Annotated in this window: 21 protein-coding genes; 16 read left to right on the forward strand and 5 right to left on the reverse strand. The window is 54.8% G+C overall.

Features of this window, described 5'->3' with window-relative positions:
* Positions 1 to 10 precede the first annotated feature (10 nt).
* Positions 11 to 358 carry a YgiW/YdeI family stress tolerance OB fold protein gene (locus tag ACIGCM_RS06745; RefSeq protein WP_397501277.1) on the forward strand — a complete coding sequence of 116 codons (348 nt, stop codon included), beginning with the start codon at positions 11 to 13 and terminating at the stop codon, positions 356 to 358.
* Between the two features lie 137 nt (positions 359 to 495).
* Positions 496 to 1,404, forward strand: coding sequence for an SdiA-regulated domain-containing protein (locus ACIGCM_RS06750; protein WP_397501278.1), 909 nt, complete (start codon positions 496 to 498; stop codon positions 1,402 to 1,404).
* An 87-nt stretch (positions 1,405 to 1,491) separates the two neighbouring features.
* Here ACIGCM_RS06750 and ACIGCM_RS06755 read toward each other — a convergent pair whose 3' ends face one another.
* Positions 1,492 to 1,824 carry a YegP family protein gene (locus ACIGCM_RS06755; protein WP_397501279.1) on the reverse strand — a complete coding sequence of 111 codons (333 nt, stop codon included), beginning with the start codon at positions 1,822 to 1,824 and terminating at the stop codon, positions 1,492 to 1,494.
* Positions 1,825 to 1,896: 72 nt separating this feature from the next.
* Positions 1,897 to 2,568, reverse strand: coding sequence for a ribose-5-phosphate isomerase RpiA (rpiA, locus tag ACIGCM_RS06760; protein ID WP_397501967.1), 672 nt, complete (start codon positions 2,566 to 2,568; stop codon positions 1,897 to 1,899).
* A gap of 188 nt (positions 2,569 to 2,756) precedes the next feature.
* Here rpiA and ilvA point away from each other — a divergent pair, with 188 nt between their 5' ends.
* On the forward strand, positions 2,757 to 4,271 hold the full coding sequence (gene ilvA / locus ACIGCM_RS06765; RefSeq protein WP_397501280.1) for a threonine ammonia-lyase, biosynthetic: 1,515 nt from the start codon (positions 2,757 to 2,759) through the stop codon (positions 4,269 to 4,271).
* Between the two features lie 12 nt (positions 4,272 to 4,283).
* A complete protein-coding gene (locus tag ACIGCM_RS06770; RefSeq protein WP_397501281.1) occupies positions 4,284 to 4,724 on the forward strand; it encodes a DUF2269 family protein in 441 nt (146 codons plus the stop codon).
* A gap of 188 nt (positions 4,725 to 4,912) precedes the next feature.
* Here the strand turns inward: ACIGCM_RS06770 and ACIGCM_RS06775 are convergent, their stop codons facing one another.
* Positions 4,913 to 5,566, reverse strand: coding sequence for an HAD family hydrolase (locus ACIGCM_RS06775; RefSeq protein ID WP_397501282.1), 654 nt, complete (start codon positions 5,564 to 5,566; stop codon positions 4,913 to 4,915).
* Between the two features lie 141 nt (positions 5,567 to 5,707).
* Here ACIGCM_RS06775 and ACIGCM_RS06780 point away from each other — a divergent pair, with 141 nt between their 5' ends.
* A complete protein-coding gene (locus ACIGCM_RS06780) occupies positions 5,708 to 6,187 on the forward strand; it encodes an RNA pyrophosphohydrolase (RefSeq protein ID WP_339489764.1) in 480 nt (159 codons plus the stop codon).
* Between the two features lie 19 nt (positions 6,188 to 6,206).
* Positions 6,207 to 8,486 carry a phosphoenolpyruvate--protein phosphotransferase gene (gene ptsP / locus ACIGCM_RS06785; RefSeq protein ID WP_397501283.1) on the forward strand — a complete coding sequence of 760 codons (2,280 nt, stop codon included), beginning with the start codon at positions 6,207 to 6,209 and terminating at the stop codon, positions 8,484 to 8,486.
* Positions 8,487 to 8,526: 40 nt separating this feature from the next.
* Here ptsP and ACIGCM_RS06790 read toward each other — a convergent pair whose 3' ends face one another.
* Together ACIGCM_RS06790 and ACIGCM_RS06795 are read right to left on the reverse strand one after the other, a co-directional pair.
* Entirely contained in the window at positions 8,527 to 9,273 is a 747-nt protein-coding gene (locus ACIGCM_RS06790; protein WP_397501284.1) for an NRDE family protein, read from the reverse strand.
* A 16-nt stretch (positions 9,274 to 9,289) separates the two neighbouring features.
* Positions 9,290 to 9,655, reverse strand: coding sequence for a hypothetical protein (locus ACIGCM_RS06795; RefSeq protein ID WP_397501285.1), 366 nt, complete (start codon positions 9,653 to 9,655; stop codon positions 9,290 to 9,292).
* A gap of 123 nt (positions 9,656 to 9,778) precedes the next feature.
* Between ACIGCM_RS06795 and ACIGCM_RS06800 the strand changes: the two genes are divergently transcribed.
* The 10 genes from ACIGCM_RS06800 (at position 9,779) to ACIGCM_RS06845 (ending at position 20,434) form a co-directional block, all read left to right on the forward strand.
* Positions 9,779 to 10,561 (forward strand): sulfite exporter TauE/SafE family protein, encoded by a 783-nt coding sequence (locus tag ACIGCM_RS06800; protein ID WP_397501286.1) that lies wholly within the window; start codon positions 9,779 to 9,781, stop codon positions 10,559 to 10,561.
* A 21-nt stretch (positions 10,562 to 10,582) separates the two neighbouring features.
* Positions 10,583 to 11,386, forward strand: coding sequence for a prolipoprotein diacylglyceryl transferase (gene lgt, locus ACIGCM_RS06805; protein ID WP_397501287.1), 804 nt, complete (start codon positions 10,583 to 10,585; stop codon positions 11,384 to 11,386).
* A complete protein-coding gene (locus ACIGCM_RS06810; protein ID WP_397501289.1) occupies positions 11,383 to 12,177 on the forward strand; it encodes a thymidylate synthase in 795 nt (264 codons plus the stop codon). Before lgt ends, ACIGCM_RS06810 begins: the two co-directional genes overlap by 4 nt.
* Positions 12,177 to 13,040, forward strand: coding sequence for a LysR family transcriptional regulator (locus ACIGCM_RS06815; protein ID WP_397501290.1), 864 nt, complete (start codon positions 12,177 to 12,179; stop codon positions 13,038 to 13,040). Before ACIGCM_RS06810 ends, ACIGCM_RS06815 begins: the two co-directional genes overlap by 1 nt.
* Before the next feature lie 135 nt (positions 13,041 to 13,175).
* The gene (locus ACIGCM_RS06820; protein WP_397501291.1) at positions 13,176 to 14,219 is read left to right on the forward strand and encodes a putative 2-aminoethylphosphonate ABC transporter ATP-binding protein; all 1,044 of its coding nucleotides are present in this window, start codon (positions 13,176 to 13,178) and stop codon (positions 14,217 to 14,219) included.
* 1 nt (position 14,220) lies between these two features.
* Entirely contained in the window at positions 14,221 to 15,942 is a 1,722-nt protein-coding gene (locus tag ACIGCM_RS06825) for a putative 2-aminoethylphosphonate ABC transporter permease subunit (RefSeq protein ID WP_397501292.1), read from the forward strand.
* A gap of 17 nt (positions 15,943 to 15,959) precedes the next feature.
* On the forward strand, positions 15,960 to 16,787 hold the full coding sequence (gene phnX / locus ACIGCM_RS06830) for a phosphonoacetaldehyde hydrolase (RefSeq protein ID WP_397501293.1): 828 nt from the start codon (positions 15,960 to 15,962) through the stop codon (positions 16,785 to 16,787).
* 47 nt (positions 16,788 to 16,834) lie between these two features.
* A complete protein-coding gene (locus ACIGCM_RS06835) occupies positions 16,835 to 17,854 on the forward strand; it encodes a putative 2-aminoethylphosphonate ABC transporter substrate-binding protein (RefSeq protein WP_397501294.1) in 1,020 nt (339 codons plus the stop codon).
* A 210-nt stretch (positions 17,855 to 18,064) separates the two neighbouring features.
* Positions 18,065 to 19,225 carry a TIGR03364 family FAD-dependent oxidoreductase gene (locus ACIGCM_RS06840; RefSeq protein WP_397501295.1) on the forward strand — a complete coding sequence of 387 codons (1,161 nt, stop codon included), beginning with the start codon at positions 18,065 to 18,067 and terminating at the stop codon, positions 19,223 to 19,225.
* Positions 19,226 to 19,369: 144 nt separating this feature from the next.
* Positions 19,370 to 20,434, forward strand: a complete 1,065-nt coding sequence (locus ACIGCM_RS06845; RefSeq protein ID WP_397501296.1) for a transporter substrate-binding domain-containing protein — start codon at positions 19,370 to 19,372, stop codon at positions 20,432 to 20,434.
* Positions 20,435 to 20,468 lie beyond the last annotated feature (34 nt).

Consider the following 20,468-nt stretch of genomic DNA (forward strand, 5'->3'; position numbering starts at 1 on the left):
GATTCAGATTATGAAACGCACTACTCTTGCACTGCTTATTGCTCCGCTGTTTTCGACCGCTGTTTTGGCTCAAAGCTACAATGGTCCTAGCGCCAATGTTCAAGTGACCACAGTCGCAGAAGCACTTAAGGCCACTGATGATACTCAAGTTGTGTTGCAGGGCCAGATTGTTGAGCGCCTGCGTGGCGAACACTACACCTTCAAAGATTCCACCGGCACCGTCGAAATTGAAATCGATGATGAAGACTGGCCAAGCCAGAACGTTGACGACAAGTCGACCGTCAAATTGTTTGGTGAGGTTGATCAGGGTCGTAGCGGTGTTGAAGTTGAAGTCGACCGCGTAGAACTTGTTAAATAAAGTGGGTTAGCTTTCTGTGATTGGCGTTCTGGGTGCACTTGAAAAGGTGTACCCGGAGTCAGCCCACGAGGTGATGCGCTGCTGCAAGTGGAGCTTGGGCGGCGTTTTTTTATGCGTTATTTCTGAGTAACTTAAACATGCGTTCTTTGTTTTCAGTTAAACGTGTGTTGCTGACTATATTCGTGCTGCTGGTGATAATGCTGGCGGTCGCCGCTCAGCAGTTTCGCTTGTTTGAACGGATTTGGTTTAACGCAACATCTGCGAGCAGTGTTGAGGTCGATGCGGTCTGGCTACCAGATTACCGTGTAAGCATTGAAGCCAAAAAAATTGAGGGCCTAGATGAAGACATCTCCGCCCTGACTTTCGACCCGGACAGACGCACGCTGTTTACCGTCACCAATCAGGATGCCCAGCTGATTGAGCTATCCCTCGATGGGCGAGTCTTACGCCGCATTGGCTTAAAGGGTTTTGGTGATGCCGAGGCGGTTGAGTACATCAGCCCAAATGTTTTTGTTATCACCGACGAGCGTCGTCAGTTGCTGTTAAAAGTCAAAATTGACGACAGCACCCAGCAGCTTAATGCTGAACAGGCCGAGCAACTTTCACTTAGCGTTGGGGCAGGCGGTAATAAGGGGTTTGAAGGCTTGGCCTACGACTCGGTTGGCAAACGCTTGTATGTAGCCAAAGAGCGTGACCCGGTAAGAATCCTTGAGATTACCGGCTTTGCTGAGAACAATACCAAGCAAACCTACTCGGTGCATGTGGTCGATAATGCCAAGCGCGATAAGGGTTTATTTGTTCGTGATTTATCCAGCTTGCAGTTTGATGAGCGCACCGGGCATTTACTGGCGTTGTCTGATGAGTCGCGTTTGGTGCTTGAGCTGGATGTCGATGGCAAGCCGATCAGTACCTTGTCGTTGTTGCGCGGCCAGAATGGCTTGAAAAAAACGGTGCCACAGGCCGAAGGCATCGCCATGGATGATAATGGCGTGCTGTATCTGATCAGCGAGCCGAATCTTTTTTATGTGTTCGAGAAAGCCCCGTAGTGAGGACAACGTTTTTTGTCTGCCATCCGCATGTAAAAATGCCCGGTTCAGTGTTTAACTGCGCCGGGCTTTTTATTTGGCGAACGCTTAACTTTCGTCGTTAAGTACCGCTGTAGGCGCATTTTTTTGCACCGACTCGATGCCAGCTTTACAACTCGCGGCGCTGGCATACATCTGGCTCTGGCCGACGACTTGACCGTTGGTCGACTTGAGCACGAAGTAATGTTTGTCGTTGCTCGAAGCTTTGACCTCAAAAGCACCTTCGCGCGCGGAGTTCTTTTTCACTGATTCAATGCCGTTGAGCGCCGAATCCTTGGCTTTATACATCTCACTGGTGAGGATGATCTCACCGTTACCTGCAAGCAGATTGAAGTGAAACTGACCGTCTTTAGCTTTTTTCAGATGAAATTTGCTGGCCATTGCGACCTCCTAGGGCTTGATAGGGACAATCCAAGCCTAGCTGGTCTTTGCCATCCGGCCAGCTTAAAGCGCTTAGCGAGTCAGGCTTTTGACCCCTTCTGGGGTTCCCAGCAGCAATAAGTCGGCCCCGCGCGCAGCAAACAAACCATTGGTGACAACGCCGACAATGGCGTTGATTTGGGTTTCCAGCTCGCTTGGGTTGACGATTTGCATGTTGAACACGTCAAGAATTACGTTGCCGTTATCGGTGACCACGCCTTCGCGATAGACCGGGTCACCGCCGAGCTTGACCAGTTCGCGGGCAACATGGCTGCGCGCCATCGGGATGACTTCGACCGGCAAAGGGAATGCGCCAAGCACCGGCACCAGCTTGCTGGCATCCGCAATACAGATAAAGGTTTTGGCCACCGCCGCGACAATTTTTTCGCGGGTCAGGGCTGCACCGCCGCCTTTGATCAGGTTCAGACGCTCGTCACTTTCATCTGCGCCATCAACGTAAAACTCTAAGTCGCTGACGGTATTGAGTTCATAAACCGGAATGCCGTGGCCTTTAAGACGAGCAGCGGTGGCTTCGGAACTGGCAACGGCACCATCGAATTCCATCTTGTGCTTGGCCAATGCATCAATAAAACAGTTGGCGGTAGAGCCCGTGCCCACGCCTACAACGCTTTTGGCGTCGAGCTTGGGAAGGATGTAATCGACAGCTGCCTGCGCCACAGCTTGCTTGAGTTGGTCCTGGGTCATCACGGTTTAAGCCTGAGTTGAAGAGTGGATAGCTGCTGATTATAGCGGCATGTGTAATAAAACCCTGCCTCAAATCTGTAGCTGTTGAGTCATGACGCTGCAGGCAACACCCCGATTCTGTGTGGTCTCGCACGGTCGCCGTGGGGTAGACTCGTGGGCTCAATTGAAACCCGCCTGCGATAGAGACCATGCTCGAACATTACGTTAAGAAAATCCTGACCTCGCGCGTCTATGACGTAGCGGTGGAAACGCCGTTGCAAGTCGCTCCTCAACTTTCAGAGCGTCTGGGCAACAAGATTTTGCTTAAGCGTGAAGATTTGCAGCCGGTGTACTCGTTCAAGATTCGTGGCGCCTACAACAAGCTGGTTCAGCTCAGCGACAGCGAGCGCGAGCGTGGCGTGGTTACAGCCTCGGCAGGTAACCATGCGCAAGGCTTGGCCATGGCGGCCAAACACCTTGGGGTTAAGGCGACCATCGTGATGCCCAAGACCACCCCAGAGATCAAGGTGCATGGTGTGCGCTCACGTGGCGGCATTGTTGTGTTGCACGGTGATAGCTTTCCTGAAGCACTGGCGCACTCGCTGAAGTTGGTCGAGGAGCAAGGCTTCACCTACGTTCATCCATATGATGATCCCGACACCATTGCTGGCCAAGGCACTGTGGCGATGGAAATCTTGCGCCAATATCAGGGCAAGATTGACGCGGTGTTCGTCCCGGTTGGCGGCGGTGGTTTGATCGCGGGTATTGCGGCCTACGTTAAATACCTGTGCCCGGAAACCAAGGTCATCGGTGTGGAGCCGGATGATTCAAACTGCCTGCAAGCAGCCATGGCTGCGGGTGAGCGTGTGGTGCTGGGGCAAGTTGGGCTGTTCGCCGATGGTGTTGCCGTGGCCCAAATCGGCCAGCACACCTTTGACATCTGCAAAGATTATGTCGATGAAGTCGTCACCGTCAGCACCGATGAGATCTGTGCAGCAATCAAAGATATCTACGATGACACCCGTTCCATCACTGAGCCTGCTGGCGCGCTGAGCGTGGCCGGCATCAAAAAATACGTTGAGCGCGAAGGCGCTCGTGGCCAGGTGCTGGTGGGGATCGATTCGGGGGCGAATGTTAATTTTGACCGCTTGCGTCATGTGGCTGAGCGCTCTGAGCTGGGCGAGAAGCGTGAGGCGATTATCGCCGTGACCATTCCCGAGCAGCCGGGCAGCTTCAAGGCATTCTGCGAGGCGCTGGGTAAGCGGCAGATCACCGAATTCAACTATCGCTACCATGCCGCCAAAGAGGCGCATATCTTTGTTGGGGTACAGACTCATCCCGAAACTGACCCGCGCAAGGCCTTGGTTGAAGGCCTGCAGAGCAAGGGCTTTCCGGTTATTGACCTGACCGACAATGAACTGGCTAAGCTGCACATACGCCACATGGTGGGTGGCCGAGCTGAACAGGTCAGTGACGAAATAGTGCTGCGCTTTGAGTTTCCTGAGCGTCCGGGTGCATTGTTCAACTTCCTCAATAAGCTGGGCGGTCGCTGGAATATCTCGATGTTCCACTACCGTAATCACGGTGCTGCGGATGGCCGTGTGGTCGCGGGGTTGCAGGTTCCTCAACACGAGCGCCACCTAGTTCCGGCAGCTCTGGATGCGATCGGCTATCCCTACTGGGATGAGAGCGAGAATCCGGCGTACAGACTTTTTCTTGGATAGGCCCTAAACACTATGGAACATTATCAGCTGGTAAAGATTGTCCACAGCGCCGTGGGCGTGCTTCTGCTACTCGGTCTGCTGGCGCATGTGTTTATGCTCTGGAAAGCCCAGCGCAGCGGTGATGCGGCAGTGTTGCAACGCAAACTCAAACGCACGCGCTTTATTAGCATGCCCGTGCTGGGGCTGCTGGCGCTGACATTGCCATTCAGTGGTTATTGGATGGTCGACATGACTGGCCTGCCACTGAGCCAGATGTGGTTGTTGGCCAGCAGTGTATTGTTTGCCGTGTTGGTGATTCTGGGCTTGCTGCTCTCCGGGCGCTTGCGGGTCTGGCTGGCACTGGGCGAGACGCCTGCATCTGCAGGTTTGAAGCGTTTCTGCATGGCCTACGCGGCACTGATTATTATCGTGCTGATAGCGATCATGGGGTTGATGGGCGCAAAGCCGGTTTAACGGTAGCGCCATAAAAAATGGGTTACTGGCGAATGCCGTAACCCATTTTTTATGTCTTATATGTTTCACGGGGACGTGGCCGACGCTTTTTCGGCCGCCGATTTAACACCAGGGTGGCCAAGCTTCGTGTGGAAAGTCCACACGGTAGGGCGGACGGTTTTTTTTCATCCGCGATCTATTCCCTGGCTTCAGCGTAGTGAAATCACCGGCCAGCCGCGCTTTTCAGCTTCGGCCTGTAAGCGTGGGTCAGGGTCAACGGCGAAGGCGTGAGCCACCTGTTCAAGCAGTGGCAGGTCATTCATTGAGTCGCTATAGAAATAGCTGTCTTCCAAGCTGTAACCGGTTTCTTCCAACCAGCGATTAAGTCGCGTGACTTTGCCCTCTTTAAAGCAGGGGATATCTGTGGTGCGTCCGGTGTAACGGCCATCCGCCATTTCACATTCGGTCGCCAGCAAGGTGTCCACGCCAAGGCGCTCAGCAATCGGCCCGGTTACAAAGCGATTTGTTGCGGTAATGATCACCAGCTTGTCGCCTGCCTGGCGGTGTTGCTCAAGCAGGGCCTCGGCTTTGGCCAGAATAATGGGCTCTACGCAATCACGCATAAAGTCATCGTGCCACTGCTTAAGCTGGCTCATTTCGGTGCGCCCGAGGATATCCAAGGTGAAATTCAGGTAGTCGGTAATATTCAGTGTGCCGGCCAGGTAGTCCTGATAGAACTCGTCATTGCGGTTCTTATAAGCCACGCCATCAAGGATGCCGCGCTCACACAAATAGTCGCCCCATGCATGGTCGCTGTCGCCGCCAAGCAGGGTATTGTCGAGGTCAAATAAAGCCAAGCGCACACGTCACCTTTACCGGTTTAGCCTAGGGGTCAGCAGAATAGCTGCTTTTGTGAGTCATTCCTATTCCACCTTCTAGCGCGTTGCCGCTGTCACAGCCTTTGTGGAACAATGCCAATTCATGCGTTTACGAGGTTGTGCGCCGTGATTGACTCCGATGGTTTTCGCCCCAACGTCGGCATCATTTTGACGAATGATGCCGGACAGGTGCTATGGGCGCGCCGGATTAACCAGGACGCTTGGCAGTTTCCCCAAGGTGGCATCAACGATAATGAGTCGCCAGAAGACGCACTTTATCGTGAGCTCAACGAAGAAGTTGGGCTCGAACAGCGCGACGTTAAAATTCTCGCCTGTACCCGGGGCTGGTTAAGGTATCGTTTGCCCCAGCGGTTGGTGCGCACGCACAGTCAGCCGCTGTGTATCGGTCAGAAACAGAAATGGTTTTTGCTGCGCCTGACCTCGGATGAGCAGCGCGTGCGCATGGACCTGACTAATAAACCTGAGTTTGATGGCTGGAAGTGGGTCAGTTATTGGTATCCTCTCGGCCAAGTCGTTACATTTAAGCGCGAAGTGTATCGTCGCGCCCTGAAAGAACTCGCACCGCGTTTGTTGACGCGGGACTGACATAGACTAGAGTCGAGCCATGCTCAATACGCTGCGCAAGATCGTCCAGGAAGTTAATGCCGCCAAGGATCTCAAGGCGGCGTTGGGCATTATTGTGCAGCGCGTAAAAGAAGCCATGGGCAGTCAGGTGTGCTCGGTTTACCTGCTTGACTCGGAAACCAACCGTTTCGTACTGATGGCCACAGATGGCCTGCTCAAACGTTCGATTGGCAAGGTCAGCATGGCCCCCAATGAGGGCCTGGTGGGCTTGGTTGGCACGCGCGAAGAACCACTTAACCTTGAGAACGCCGCAGCGCATCCGCGTTATCGCTACTTTGCCGAAACCGGTGAAGAGCGTTACGCCTCATTCCTGGGCTCACCGATCATTCACCACCGCCGAGTGATGGGTGTTCTGGTTATCCAGCAAAAAGAACGCCGCCAGTTCGACGAAGGTGAAGAGGCCTTCCTGGTCACAATGAGCGCCCAGCTTGCCGGGGTTATTGCTCACGCCGAAGCGACCGGCTCGATTCGTGGCTTGGGTAAGCAAGGCAAAGGTATTCAAGAGGCTAAGTTCATCGGCGTGCCGGGTTCTCCGGGTGCGGCGGTAGGTACTGCTGTTGTGGTGCTGCCACCGGCTGACCTTGAAGTCGTACCCGATAAAGCCATTGAAAACGTCGAAGCTGAACTTGAGCTGTTTAGCTCTGCCCTTGAAAGCGTTCGTGCCGATATGCGCGCGCTTTCGGCGAAGATGGCCACTCAGTTGCGTCCTGAAGAGTGCGCGCTGTTTGATGTCTACCTGATGATGCTTGAAGACGCCTCCTTGGGTAATGAGGTGGTCAAAGTCATCAAAACAGGCCAGTGGGCGCAAGGTGCCTTGCGTCAGGTGGTGACTGATCACGTTAACCGCTTCGAATTGATGGACGATGCGTACCTGCGTGAGCGGGCTTCGGACATCAAGGACCTCGGTCGGCGCTTGCTGGCGTATCTACAGAAAGCCCGGCAGCAAAACCTGACCTACCCGGATAACACCATTCTGGTCAGTGAAGAGCTGTCGCCGTCGATGCTGGGTGAAGTCCCCGAAGGTAAGTTGGTCGGCCTGATTTCGGTCCTGGGCTCGGGCAACTCGCATGTGGCTATTTTTGCCCGCGCCATGGGCATCCCAACGGTCATGGGCGCTGTTGATTTACCTTACTCGAAGATCGACGGCATTCAGTTAATCGTCGATGGTTATCATGGTGAAGTGTTCACCAACCCCAGTGAAATACTGCGCAAGCAATACGCTGATGTGGTTGAGGAAGAACGCCAACTGAGCCAGGGTCTTGACGCCTTACGTGCATTGCCCTGCGAAACGCTCGATGGCCACCGCATGCCGTTGTGGGTTAATACCGGCCTGCTGGCTGACGTAACCCGCGCCCAGGAGCGCGGTGCAGAAGGCGTTGGACTGTATCGCACAGAAGTGCCTTTTATGATGAAAGAGCGCTTCCCCAGCGAGAAAGAACAACTTGCGATTTACCGCGAGCAGCTTGAAGCCTTCCATCCGCTGCCGGTGACCATGCGCAGCTTGGATATTGGCGGCGATAAGTGCCTGTCGTATTTCCCGATTAAAGAAGACAACCCATTCCTTGGCTGGCGCGGCATCCGCGTGACCCTCGATCACCCGGAAATCTTCTTGGTGCAAACCCGTGCCATGCTTAAAGCCAGCGAAGGCCTGAATAACCTGCGGATCTTGCTGCCGATGATCTCAGGTATTCAGGAGCTTGAAGAAGCCTTGCACCTGATTCACCGGGCGTGGGGTGAAGTGCGTGATGAAGGCACCGATGTGCCCTTGCCACCGATCGGCATGATGATCGAGATCCCCGCTGCGGTGTACCAGACTCGTGATCTGGCACGGCAGGTAGACTTCCTTTCGGTCGGCTCTAACGACTTGACCCAATATTTGTTGGCGGTAGACCGCAACAATCCACGGGTTGCTGACCTTTATGACTTCTTCCACCCTGCGGTGCTGCAAGCGCTGCGCAAAGTGGTCGACGACTCCCATGCCGAGGGCAAGCCGGTAAGTATTTGTGGCGAGATGGCCGGTGATCCTGCGGCGGCCGTGCTACTGATGGCGATGGGTTTTGATAGTTTGTCGATGAACGCCACTAACTTGCCGAAAGTTAAGTGGCTGCTCAGGCAGATCACCATGAGCAAGGCTCGCGAGTTGTTGGCGCAAGTGATGACTATCGACAATCCGCAGGTGATCGACAGCACCCTGCACTTGGCCCTGCGTAACCTTGGCCTTGGCCGGATGATCAACCCCGCATCGGATATTCAGGCATAAGCCGCAGCTCAAGCCCCGAACAGTGGCCCAAGCTGCAAGCCTAGCCTTGCAGGCTGACATCCCCCAAAACGGCACCATTGGGGCCAAAGCTGCGCTCCAGCAGCTGCCAGTGGCCGTCAGCAGAAAAGACCAAGGCGGTGCTGGCGCGGGTGCCATAGGTTTGGCTGGCGATAAAGGCGCTGCCAAGCAATCGTTCTGTGGCAATGCCGACGCCAGTGTCAGGCAAGGCACTGTCTTCCGGCACATGGTTGTCGCTGAGTAGCGCCAGCAATGAAGATGGCTCTGGTGACTCAAGCAGTTGAGTCAGTGCCTGCTTGGCGTAGTCAACTTTTGGCCAAGAACTGTCCAAGCCCGCGTTAGATAAACCGTAGACCCCAGCGCTGAGGGTGTGGGCTTCACCGCTTTGCGAGTTGAAATAGCACAGTTGCTGGCCGTCACCGACCAGCAGATTAAACCCTGAGTAATCGGACGCATTGGCTTTTAGCGCCTCGATATAGTCCAGTGCACTCAAGTTGCTGCGCAGAAAGTTCGCGGGCAGCTCGCCGCGTGAACGCAGGCCAGCAGGCAGCTCTAGGTTGCGGATATTGGTCAGCGCGGCAAAGCGCCCGCTTGCGGTAATGCCTAGCCAAGTGCCCCCAGCTTCAAGGTCGCGCCCAGCGAATATCCCCGGCGCATCTTGCCACTCGCTCAGTGCAGCGCTGGGGCGGGCATAGAATTCATCGCGATTGGCTGCAACCACAAGTGGTTGTGCATGGCCCGGCTGCCAGGCCAACGTTATTAGGCACATCGACTATTCCTTATTCTTAGCGGAGTAATGAGAGCACCGCCTCGGGGCTCAACTGCTCACCAACATGAATCTGTACTTTCCGAGCGCCGCTACCATGCCCGAGTTCCAACAAAATGCGCTCTTCTACCGGGGCGAGCCCGCCTTCAATCAATTCCAGTGGTTGGATTACCATCTGCGCAGGCATTTGCAGCTGAAACCAGCGCTTGGTTTCTAGCTGCGCAATTGCTTGCTTGAGTAGCGCCTCAGTTGCCAAAAAGTCGGCTACCAGTAAACGGTTGTTGCTGATCGGGCTGTCGGCCGCAAGCTCAATCGTCTTGCCGCTCTCTATATGCAGCAAGCGCATGCGGTTTTTCATAAGTTGCAGGTACAGGGTATTAGCCATGGCAATGTGCTTTTAAAATAACTTCCGGCAACTTTACGCAATGCCAAGCGTGGTATCCATCGCTCTAAAGTAGAGGCAAACTGCTGCATCCGTTACCATGCGCCTTTATTTTTGGGGGTGGTGATGGAGTTGCTGCTGTATCTAATGCTTGGCGCTGCTGCTGGAGTGATGGCGGGCTTGTTTGGTGTCGGTGGCGGTCTGATCATCGTACCGGTGCTAGTCGCCAGCTTTACTGCCCATGGTTTTGCCCCTGAAATCATGACCCATCTTGCCGTGGGTACCTCACTGGCCACTATTATCTTCACCTCGATCGACTCGGTACGTGAGCACCATCGCTTGGGAGCTGTGCGTTGGCCGGTGTTTATCTGGATGGCGCTAGGTATATTACTTGGCGCAGCGCTAGGCGCGCTGACAGCGAGTAAGATTCAGGGCCCGCTGTTGCAGAAAATTATTGGTGTGTTTGCGATCAGCGTTGCGCTGCAGATGATTTTGGGTTTGAAACCCAAAGCCAGTCATGGTGTCCCAGGCAAGCCCGGATTAACAGTTGCCGGGGTGGTGGTTGGTTGGGCTTCGGCCATTTTTGGTATCGGTGGTGGTTCGCTAAGCGTGCCGTTTTTAATGTGGCGCAGTGTGCCGATGCAACAGGCCGTAGCCACCTCGGCAGCATGTGGGCTGCCAATTGCGCTTGCGGGTGCCATAAGCTTTATGTGGATCGGCTGGAATGAGCCGCAGTTGCCGCAATGGAGTGCAGGTTTTGTTTACCTGCCTGCGTTAGCTGGGATTGCCATCAGTAGTATGTTTTTTGCTCGAGTTGGCGCGCGCTTGGCGCATCGTTTATCGCCACTTGTACTCAAGCGCTTATTTGCCCTGCTGCTATTTTGTGTGGGCTTGAATTTTCTGATTTAACGCGTTCTTAGGAGTTTTTAGATGCTGGCTTACCCCCAGATCGACCCGGTTGCGATTTCCCTTGGCCCGCTGCAAATCCATTGGTACGGGCTGATGTATCTTGTCGGCATTGGCGGTGCATGGCTGCTTGCCTCGCGCCGCTTGCATAGCTTTGCGCCAGCCTGGACCAAAGAGAAACTCTCGGACTTAGTGTTCTGGTGTGCCATGGGGGTGATACTCGGCGGGCGCTTAGGCTACGTATTGTTTTACGATTTGCCGGCTTATATTGCCAACCCACTGTTGATCCTTGAAGTGTGGAAAGGCGGTATGTCATTCCACGGTGGTTTTATCGGCGTGATGTTGGCTTCGTGGTGGTTTGGCAAGCGCAACAACAAGACTTTCTTTGAGCTGATGGACTTTATTGCGCCTCTGGTACCGATTGGTTTGGGTGCGGGACGTATTGGCAACTTTATCAATGCCGAGCTCTGGGGTAAGGCCAGCGATGTGCCTTGGGCCATGGTGTTCCCTACCGATCCACAACAACTGGCGCGTCACCCGTCGCAGCTCTATCAGTTCGCGCTTGAGGGTGTAGCGCTCTTCGTCATATTGTGGATTTATTCGCGCAAACCGCGCCCGACAATGGCGGTCTCCGGGATGTTTGCCATGTGCTACGGCATCTTCCGCTTTGTGGTTGAGTTCGTACGGGTGCCGGATGCTCAGTTGGGCTATATCGCATGGGGTTGGCTGACCATGGGCCAGATCCTGTCGCTGCCAATGATTCTTGGCGGCATGGCGTTGATTGCGTACGCCTACCGTCGCCAAACTGTCCAAGGAGCCGTGCAATGAAACAGTATTTGGACATGATGCGCTTGGTGCGTGACACCGGCACTTTCAAAAGCGACCGCACAGGCACGGGCACTTACAGTTTATTTGCTCATCAGATGCGCTTTGATTTGGCCGAAGGTTTCCCGCTGGTGACCACCAAGAAGTGTCACCTGAAGTCGATCATTCATGAGTTGCTGTGGTTTTTGCAGGGCGATACCAATATCCGTTATCTCAAGGAAAACGGCGTGCGTATTTGGGACGAGTGGGCCGATGAAAATGGCGATCTCGGTCCGGTTTATGGTTATCAATGGCGCAACTGGCCAGCACCTAACGGTGAATCGGTTGACCAGATCAGCAAGCTGATCGAAATGATCAAGAAAAATCCCGACTCACGGCGCTTGATCGTCTCTGCCTGGAACCCCGCACTGGTTGAGCAGATGGCCTTGCCTCCTTGCCATGCGCTGTTCCAGTTTTACGTTGCCGACGGCAAGCTCAGCTGCCAGCTGTATCAGCGCTCGGCGGATATCTTTCTCGGAGTGCCATTCAATATCGCCAGCTATGCGCTGCTGACATTGATGGTTGCTCAGGTCTGCGGCTTACAGCCGGGCGAGTTCATATGGACTGGCGGCGACTGCCACCTGTACGCCAACCATATCGAACAGGCTGATTTGCAACTGACGCGCGAGCCGTTGCCGCTGCCGCAGATGAAGCTTAATCCAGCGGTGACGGACCTGTTCGCCTTCAAGTTTGAGGACTTTGAATTGGTCGGCTACGAAGCGCATCCGCATATCAAAGCGCCTGTTGCGGTCTGATGCAAAACGCCGAGCTTAAGGCCTTTTACATGGTCGCTCGCCTGGGCAGCATTACTCAGGCGGCGAAGAAGCTCGGCTTAAGTCAGCCAACCATCACCACTCAAGTCCGCAATCTTGAGAGTCAGTACAACGTCGAGTTGTTCTACCGTGGTGGGCGACGCTTAACCCTGACCGATGCAGGTGTTGAGCTGCTGCCGATGGTCAAAAGGTTAATGCAGGAAGAAGCCGGTATTGAGTTCTTTCTGCGTAATAGCGGGCAGGCGCAAGGCACTTTGCGCATCGCGGCCACCGCGCCGTATTACATGCTAGACCTGATCAAACGCTTTAATCAGCAGTACCCCGCGATCCAAGTCAGTATGGAAATCGGCAACTCGCAGCAGGTGATAGAGGCGCTGGAAGATTACCGTGTCGATTTGGCAGCCTCTTCCTATCTCAATCCGGATGCCCGACTCATCCATCTAACGCTGGGCCAGGATCCCTTGGTGTTGGCTGTCCACCGTGAGCATCCGTTGGCTGCTCAGCAGCGGGTCAGTGTCGCGGCGTTGGCCGGGCATTGTTTGCTGATGCGTGAGCAAGGCTCTACGACTCGGGTGTTAACCGAAAAAATGCTCAACGACACCGGCGTGACTGTCGCCAAACTCCTTGAGATTGGTAGTCGTGAGTCGATTCGAGAAGCGGTGGTGCGCAACATTGGCATCAGTGTCATTGCCCGTCAGGAGGTTCCGGATCATCCGGATTTGCGGGTTATTGAATTGGAACAAGCCCCGCTGATCAGTGAGTACCTGTACTGCCTTAAAGAGCGCCGCCAAGCGCGTCTGCCTGCAGCTTTTCTCGCATTGGCCCACGCTAACGCCGGCGATTGAAAGCACGCCTTTGCTGCACGTCACTGCCAAATATACTGATGCCACTATCGGCAGTTTTTGGGTAACTGCCATAAAGCCTTAGCACGGGCTGTTTAGCATCAACCTCATTCGAGCAATTGCTCAGTGAGGTGGCTTATGACTCAACACAACATGCAGGTTCGCGGTATCCACAAAGGCTTCGGTGCTTTTCAAGCGCTTGATGGCGTGTCTCTGGATGTCGAAGCCGGTGAACTGGTCTGTTTGCTCGGGCCATCGGGTTGCGGCAAAACCACCTTGTTGCGTTGCATTGCCGGGCTGGAGCAGCAGGATCGCGGCAGCATCATGATCGGTTCGCGTGATGTCTCCAACTTGCCGCCGCAAGCGCGTGACTACGGCATTCTGTTCCAGTCTTACGCGCTCTTCCCCAATCTCAGCGTGGCGCAGAATATTGCCTATGGCTTGAGCGGCGATAGCCGTGAAGTCGTGCGGGCGCGGGTCAATGAAATGCTTGAGCTGGTTGGCTTGCTCGGCAGTGAGAAAAAGTACCCCGGCCAGCTCTCGGGTGGCCAGCAACAACGTGTGGCGCTGGCACGTGCATTGGCACCCGCGCCTTCACTCCTGCTGCTTGATGAGCCGATGTCGGCGCTGGATGCGCGGGTGCGTGAGCATCTGTGTGGCGAGTTGCGTCAACTGCAGAAGAATCTGGGCGTCACCACCTTGATGGTGACGCACAACCAGGACGAAGCCATGTTAATGGCAGATCGTATTGCGGTGATGAATCACGGTCATGTCGAGCAATATGCCACCCCGCAAGAAATTTATAACCGGCCTGCAACACCTTTCGTTGCTGAGTTTGTGGGGCAGGGTAACTGGTTACCATTTGCCTGCGGTCAAGATGGCAGCGCTCGGGTTGGCGGTCTGCAATTACATTTGGCGAACGTTCAGGCGTTGCAGCAAGGGCGCTTGTTCTGCCGCCCTGAAGCGGTGGTGATTAACCCGCAAGAGGGTGTCGATAATAAATTCCGTGCCCAGATGCGTGACGTCACCTTTCTTGGCAATCGCTGCCGGATGAATTTCGAACTGACTGAATTGCCGGGAGTGACGCTGCAGGCAGAGCTCGCTCCAGAAGTTATGCCGCGCTTGTCCAGTTCAGATATTTGGGTTGCGTTACCGTCCTCCAGTCTGCAGGTGTTTGCCTGATATGACTGCGCAACAGCACATCACCTTGCAGCAACCTGGGCAACGCCAGTTTGGGCAAGGCAAAAGCCATGCAGGCTGGGCTGACCGGCTGTTTGTTGTAGGCGGTAAAGGTTTGTTGCTGATGCTGCTGGTCGGTGCCGTGTTGTTGCCGTTGCTGGCTATGCTCTGGCGTGGCTTCAGCGGCGAAGGCGGCGGCCTAAGCGCTGCACATGAACTGTTTACCAGTGACAATTTTCTCTGGCTGGTGGCCAACAGTTTGAAGGTTTCGACCACCGCAGCGTTGATAGTGGTGCCGCTGGCGTATCTGTTTGCCTATGCATTGCAGCGCACGCTGATTGCGGGCAAGGGCGTGTGGCGGGCTATTTCACTGTTGCCGCTGATGGCGCCATCAATGCTGCCGGGCATCGCCTTGATCTATCTGTTTGGTAATCAGGGCATCTTGCGCGGTTTGTTCGCCGACAACATCTACGGTTTCTGGGGGATCGTCCTTGGCGAGGTGATTTATACCTTTCCCCATGCATTGATGATCCTTATCTCCGCACTTTCCCTTGCCGATGCACGTTTGTTTGATGCGGCATCGAGCATGGGCGCTTCACCGTGGCGGGCATTTCGCAGTATCACCTGGCCGGGCAGCCGTCAGGGCGTATTTGCCGCATTTTGTCTGGTATTCACCCTGACTATTACCGACTTTGGTGTACCAGTTGTTGTGGGCGGCGATTATCAGGTACTGGCGCTGGAGGCTTACAAAGCAGTGGTTGGCCAGCAACAGTTTGGCCGTGGTGCATTGATCGGCATGGTCTTGCTGATCCCGGCGCTGCTAAGTTTTGGCGTCGATATGTGGTTGCGCCGCCGTTCGCGAGATGCCATGAGCGGTCGTGCTCAGGTTTACCACCCGCAGCCATCACGCCTGCGCGATGCCATCTTCCTGGGTCTGGTCATGCTGCTGTGCGCCGCGCTGCTGCTGGTATTCGGCATGGCGATTTTCTCATCCTTGGTCAAATTCTGGCCATACAACTTGTCGCTGGTGCTTGATCACTACAGCTTTTCTGATTTGCCAGGAGGTTGGTCGGCCTACCGCAACAGTTTGATCCTGGCCACGTGCAGTGCGCTATTTGGCAGCCTGCTGATTTTCACTGGTGCTTATCTGCTGGAGAAAACCCGGCAGAGCGCGCTGACCCAAATCCTACGCATGCTCAGCTTTATACCTATGGCTGTACCGGGGTTGGTATTGGGCTTGGGTTACGTGTTTTTCTTCAATTTGCCGAGTAATCCGCTGAGCGGCTTATACGGCACTTTGACCCTGCTCGTGGTGTGCACCATTGCGCATTTTTTGACCACTGCGCAGATGACCGCCAGCACGGCCTTGCGTCAGCTGGACGGCGAATTTGAAGCCGCAGCCTTGTCGCTGAAGATGCCGCTGGCGCGCCATTTTGTCCGGGTGACACTGCCCATTTGCCTGCCCGCACTGCTCGACATTATTCGCTATTTGTTCGTCTCGGCGATGACCACAGTGTCCGCAGCGATTTTCCTTTATAGCCCAGACAGCATGCTCGCTGCCGTCGCCGTGTTGAACATGGATGACGCGGGCAACGTTGGCGGTGCAGCCGCGATGTCGACCCTTATTTTACTGACCTCGGCAGGTGTTTCGGTGCTTTTGGCAACCGCCTCTCGCGGCTTGTTAAAGCGTTCCCAAGCCTGGCGCCAAGCGGCTCCCAGCCATTAATTACTCTGGAGATAGACATGCAATATGACACCCCAAAGCGTTTGCACGCAGTGATTCTCGATTGGGCCGGCACGGTCGTAGATTTTGGCTCCTTTGCGCCGACCAAAATATTTGTCGACGCCTTCGCCAGTTTTGACCTGCAGATCAGCCTCGAAGAAGCCCGTGGCCCGATGGGCATGGGTAAGTGGGACCATATCCGCACCCTGTGCAATCAGCCGCAAATTGCCGAGCGCTATCAGAAACGTTTCGCACGTTTGCCCAGCGATGATGATGTGACGGCAATCTACGAGCGCTTTATGCCGCTGCAAATTGCCAAAGTCGGCGAGCACTCCGCGGTCATCCCCGGTGCGCTGGAGACTATTGCAGCGCTGCGTGCCCAGCAACTGAAAATTGGCACCTGCTCTGGCTACCCCAAGCAGGTCATGGACAAAGTGGTCGAGCTGGCCGCTGTTGCGGGTTATACGCCTGACCACGTGGTTGCTAGCGATGAAGTGCCAAAGGGCCGCCCAAGCCCTGCCCAGGCATTGGCTAACGTGATCGCGTTGGGCATCGATGATGTGGCTGCCTGCGTGAAAGTCGATGACACCGAGCCGGGCATTCTTGAAGGTCGCGCTGCCGGGATGTGGACGGTAGCGCTGCGTTTCTCCGGCAATTTTCTTGGCCTCAGCTGGGATCAATACAGTGCCTTGTCCAGCGAACAGCTCGCGGCAGAACGTCAACGTATCGACGGTCTGTTTGCAGCGAGTCGCCCGCATTACCTCATTGACACCATCAACCAGTTGCCAGGTGTGATCGAACAGATCAATGCGCGCCTGGCCCGTGGCGAAACTCCGCAATCGCTGTGAAATCTCGTTCTGCCAACTGACAAAAACCTACGATAATGGAGCTCCACATGTTCAAACGTACTGCTCTGGCAACCGCTTTAATTGCCGGTTTTAGTCTGCACGCCAACGCTGCGACTGAGCTGACTGTTTACACCGCGCTCGAAGTAGAGCAACTCAAGGCCTACAAAGAGGCATTTGAGAAGAAAAATCCGGATATCGAAATTAAATGGGTACGTGACTCAACCGGCATCATCACCGCTAAATTGCTGGCTGAAAAAGCGCGCCCTCAAGCCGACGCCGTTTGGGGCTTGGCCGCGTCCAGCTTAGCAGTACTTGATAAGCAACAAATGCTTGAGGCCTACGCGCCAGAGCAACTGAATAAAATCAGCGCGAACTACCGTGATGCAGCCAACCCGCCTGCCTGGGTTGGCATGGACGTTTGGGCCGCGACTGTCTGCTTCAATACTGTCGAAGCAGAAAAGCAGAACCTGCCTAAGCCGGTGAGCTGGGAGGACCTGACCAAACCGATCTACAAAGACAAGATTGTGATGCCTAACCCGGCATCATCTGGCACCGGTTATCTGGATGTCAGCTCCTGGCTACAAACCTTCGGTGAACCGCAAGGCTGGGCCTACATGGACCGCTTGCATCAGAACATTGGCCAGTACACCCATTCGGGTTCTAAGCCATGCAAGCTCGCCGCTGCGGGCGAGTTCCCCATAGGTATTTCATTCGAATACCCAGCCGTTCAGTTGCAACGCAAAGGTGCTCCGCTGGACATCGTTCTGCCGAAGGAAGGCTTGGGTTGGGATATTGAAGCGACGGGCATCATCAAAGGCACCGCACACCTTGAGGCCGCAAAGAAGCTGGCCGATTTCTCCGCCAGCAGCGACGCCATGCAGCTGTACAAGGCCAACTTCGCGGTACTGGCCCAGCCTGGCATTGCTGAGCGTTTTCAGGAGCTACCGGCGGATTATGAGCAGCGCTTGATCAAGAACGACTTTGCTTGGGCGGCCGAGAATCGCGACAAGATCCTCGCCGAATGGCGCAAGCGTTATGACGGCAAATCAGAGCCTGTGGCTCAGTGACGCAGCCGGCAGCGACACCCTGGCGGTGTTGCGCGGGCTTGCCGTGCTATTCGCACTCTTCTGCGCCCGCGCGCCTACCCAGAACGCCGCTGCCTGCCGCTCGATTTGTGGTGCGGCTGATGAGGTCAAAAGCAATGCCTCAATAAGGGCAAAAGCGAAGGGTTTGACTTTTCATCGATGTGACGATGAAACAACGAACATGAGGTTTTTATGAGTCAGCAAGACTGTGATTTGCTGGTCGTCGGTGCGGGTATTTTGGGGTTGGCCCATGCTTATGCGGCGGCTAAGCGCGGGCTTAAGGTCAAGGTTTTTGAGCGCAGTAATACCCCTTTGGGTGCTTCAGTGCGCAACTTTGGCCAAGCCTTAGTGACCGGTCAGGCGCCAGGGCCGATGCTTGATCTGGCGCGCTTGAGTCGTGGGTTGTGGGCTGGTCTGGCCGCTGATGCGGGGGTGTCAATCAAGCAGAAAGGCTCGCTGCTATTTGCCCGTACTGAAGCTGAAGAAGCCCTTCTTGAGGCATTCTGCCAAGGCCGGGCACATGAGCATCAATACAATGTTGAGCTCTTGCGCGGTGCGCCTCTGAGCAACTTGTATGAGGGCCGCTTCGCCCATCACCGCGCGGCTCTGCACGGTGTTGATGATCAGCAGATCTACTCCCGTGAAGCTATCCCGCAGTTGGTCAGCTATCTGCAACGGCGTTATGCCGTGGAGTTTCATTTTTCAACCTTGGTTCAGGATATTCAGCCGGGCAAGGTTAAAACCACAGCAGGGCTGTTTCGCACTAACAGGGTCGTGGTGTGTTCGGGTCATGATTATCAAACCTTGCTGGTTGAGCAAATCAGCGCATTGCAGCCTCAGGTTTGTGGCTTGCAAATGCTTCGTGCGCGTTTACGCCAACCTCTTCAATTGCAGCACGCCTTGTTGACCGGATTGAGTTGTGTGCATTACGGGGCCTTTTCCGACTTGCCAGAAGCAGAGGCTATCCGCCAGCAGATTCGGCAGCAGCAGCCGGAGCTGGAAGCCAATGGCATTCACTTACTGATCAGCCCAACACCCTACGGTGAACTGATCATTGGTGATTCGCATGTGTATGGCAGCGATATCGCGCCCTTCAATAGCGAGGCGGTCGATCAAATAATGATCGATTTGGCGGAGCATACATTGGGTTCGCCAATTGAGGTGGTTGAGCGCTGGCAGGGCGTTTATGGCGCACGTGGTCCGGGGCCATTCAGTGTGCTTCGCTGCGATGAAAGCGTGACTGCAGTGCTGATGCACACCGGCCTTGGCATGAGTGTTGGGCTGGGCTTGGGCGAATCTACTATTGCCGCAATGCTCGGTGAAAGCGCTTGGCCGAACCTTCAGGTCGCATAGATTTAACCGCTCTGGCACAGTTGTTTCGGAGCGGTTAGCGCTCTAGTTGGAGCGGTCTATCCGGCCTTCAAAGCCTTCACCGCTCCAAGTAAGCAGACAAAGTTTGTTAGGCTGTGACTTTGTTAGCGAGCATGGAGCGTTGGTGTGTATAGGATTATTACGGTGTTTTTGCTCTGTCTGTTTGGCTTTTCAGCCGTGGCGGATGAGTCCGAAAAACCAGTACTGCGCGTGGGGCTGAGCGAGGTCCCACCTTTTGTCATTCATGATAAAAATGGTGACTGGCGTGGGATCAGCGTTGATCTATGGCAAGACATCGCTAAGCAACTGGGCTACCAGTTTGAATTTGAGCCCATGCAATTTGGCGAGTTACTACCCAGCCTTGAGGCCGGGAATCTCGATGTGGTGATTGGTGCGTTAACCATGACCGCCGAGCGAGAAAGCAAATTCGATTTCACCCACCCCATTTATCAAACCGGTCTGGCCATTGCAGTGCCCAGGGGCACTGATAACAATGGTTGGTCGGCTTTGAAGGGGTTGTTGTCTTGGCAGTTTGCCAGCCTGGTGATCGGTCTGGCGGGTTTGCTTCTGATGGTTGGTGCACTGCTGTGGGCCTTTGAGCGGCGGCGTAACAAGGATCAATTCGGTGGTAATCCGGCGGAAGGCCTGGGCAACAGCTTCTGGTGGGCGGCGGTGACCATGACGACGGTTGGTTATGGCGATAAATCACCGGTGACACTGGGCGGGCGCTTGATCGCGATTGTCTGGATGTTCAGTGCCTTGATCATGGTTTCGACCTTTACTGCAGCGGTTACCAGTGCCTTAACCGTCGGCAACCTGAGAAGTGGTATTCAAGGCACCGAAGATCTCAAGCGTGCCCATGTTGCAACTATTGGCGGGACCGTCGGCGAGAAATACCTGACCGGTCAACGTATTCGTAACACTGTCTATCCCGATGTATTAAGTGCCATGCGCTCGGTGCAACAGGGTGAGACCGATGCGGTTGTCTATGACCTGCCTATTTTGCAGTACCGCAATACCGAGCTGGATCATGGCGGTTTGGATATCATGCCGGGCACTTTTGACAATCAGTCCTACGCCTTTGCAGTTGCCAGTGGCAGTGCGTTGCGTGAGCCGATTAGCCAAGAAATCCTGCGTATCACCAATAGCGATGACTGGCCGAAACTCAAGGATCTTTACTTGGGCAAATAAGCCTGGTGTGGATTTCCACCTCACCGGCTGCATA

The sequence above is a fragment of the Pseudomonas sp. NPDC078700 genome (assembly GCF_044542375.1).
In the GTDB taxonomy this organism is placed as follows: Bacteria; Pseudomonadota; Gammaproteobacteria; order Pseudomonadales; family Pseudomonadaceae; genus Aquipseudomonas.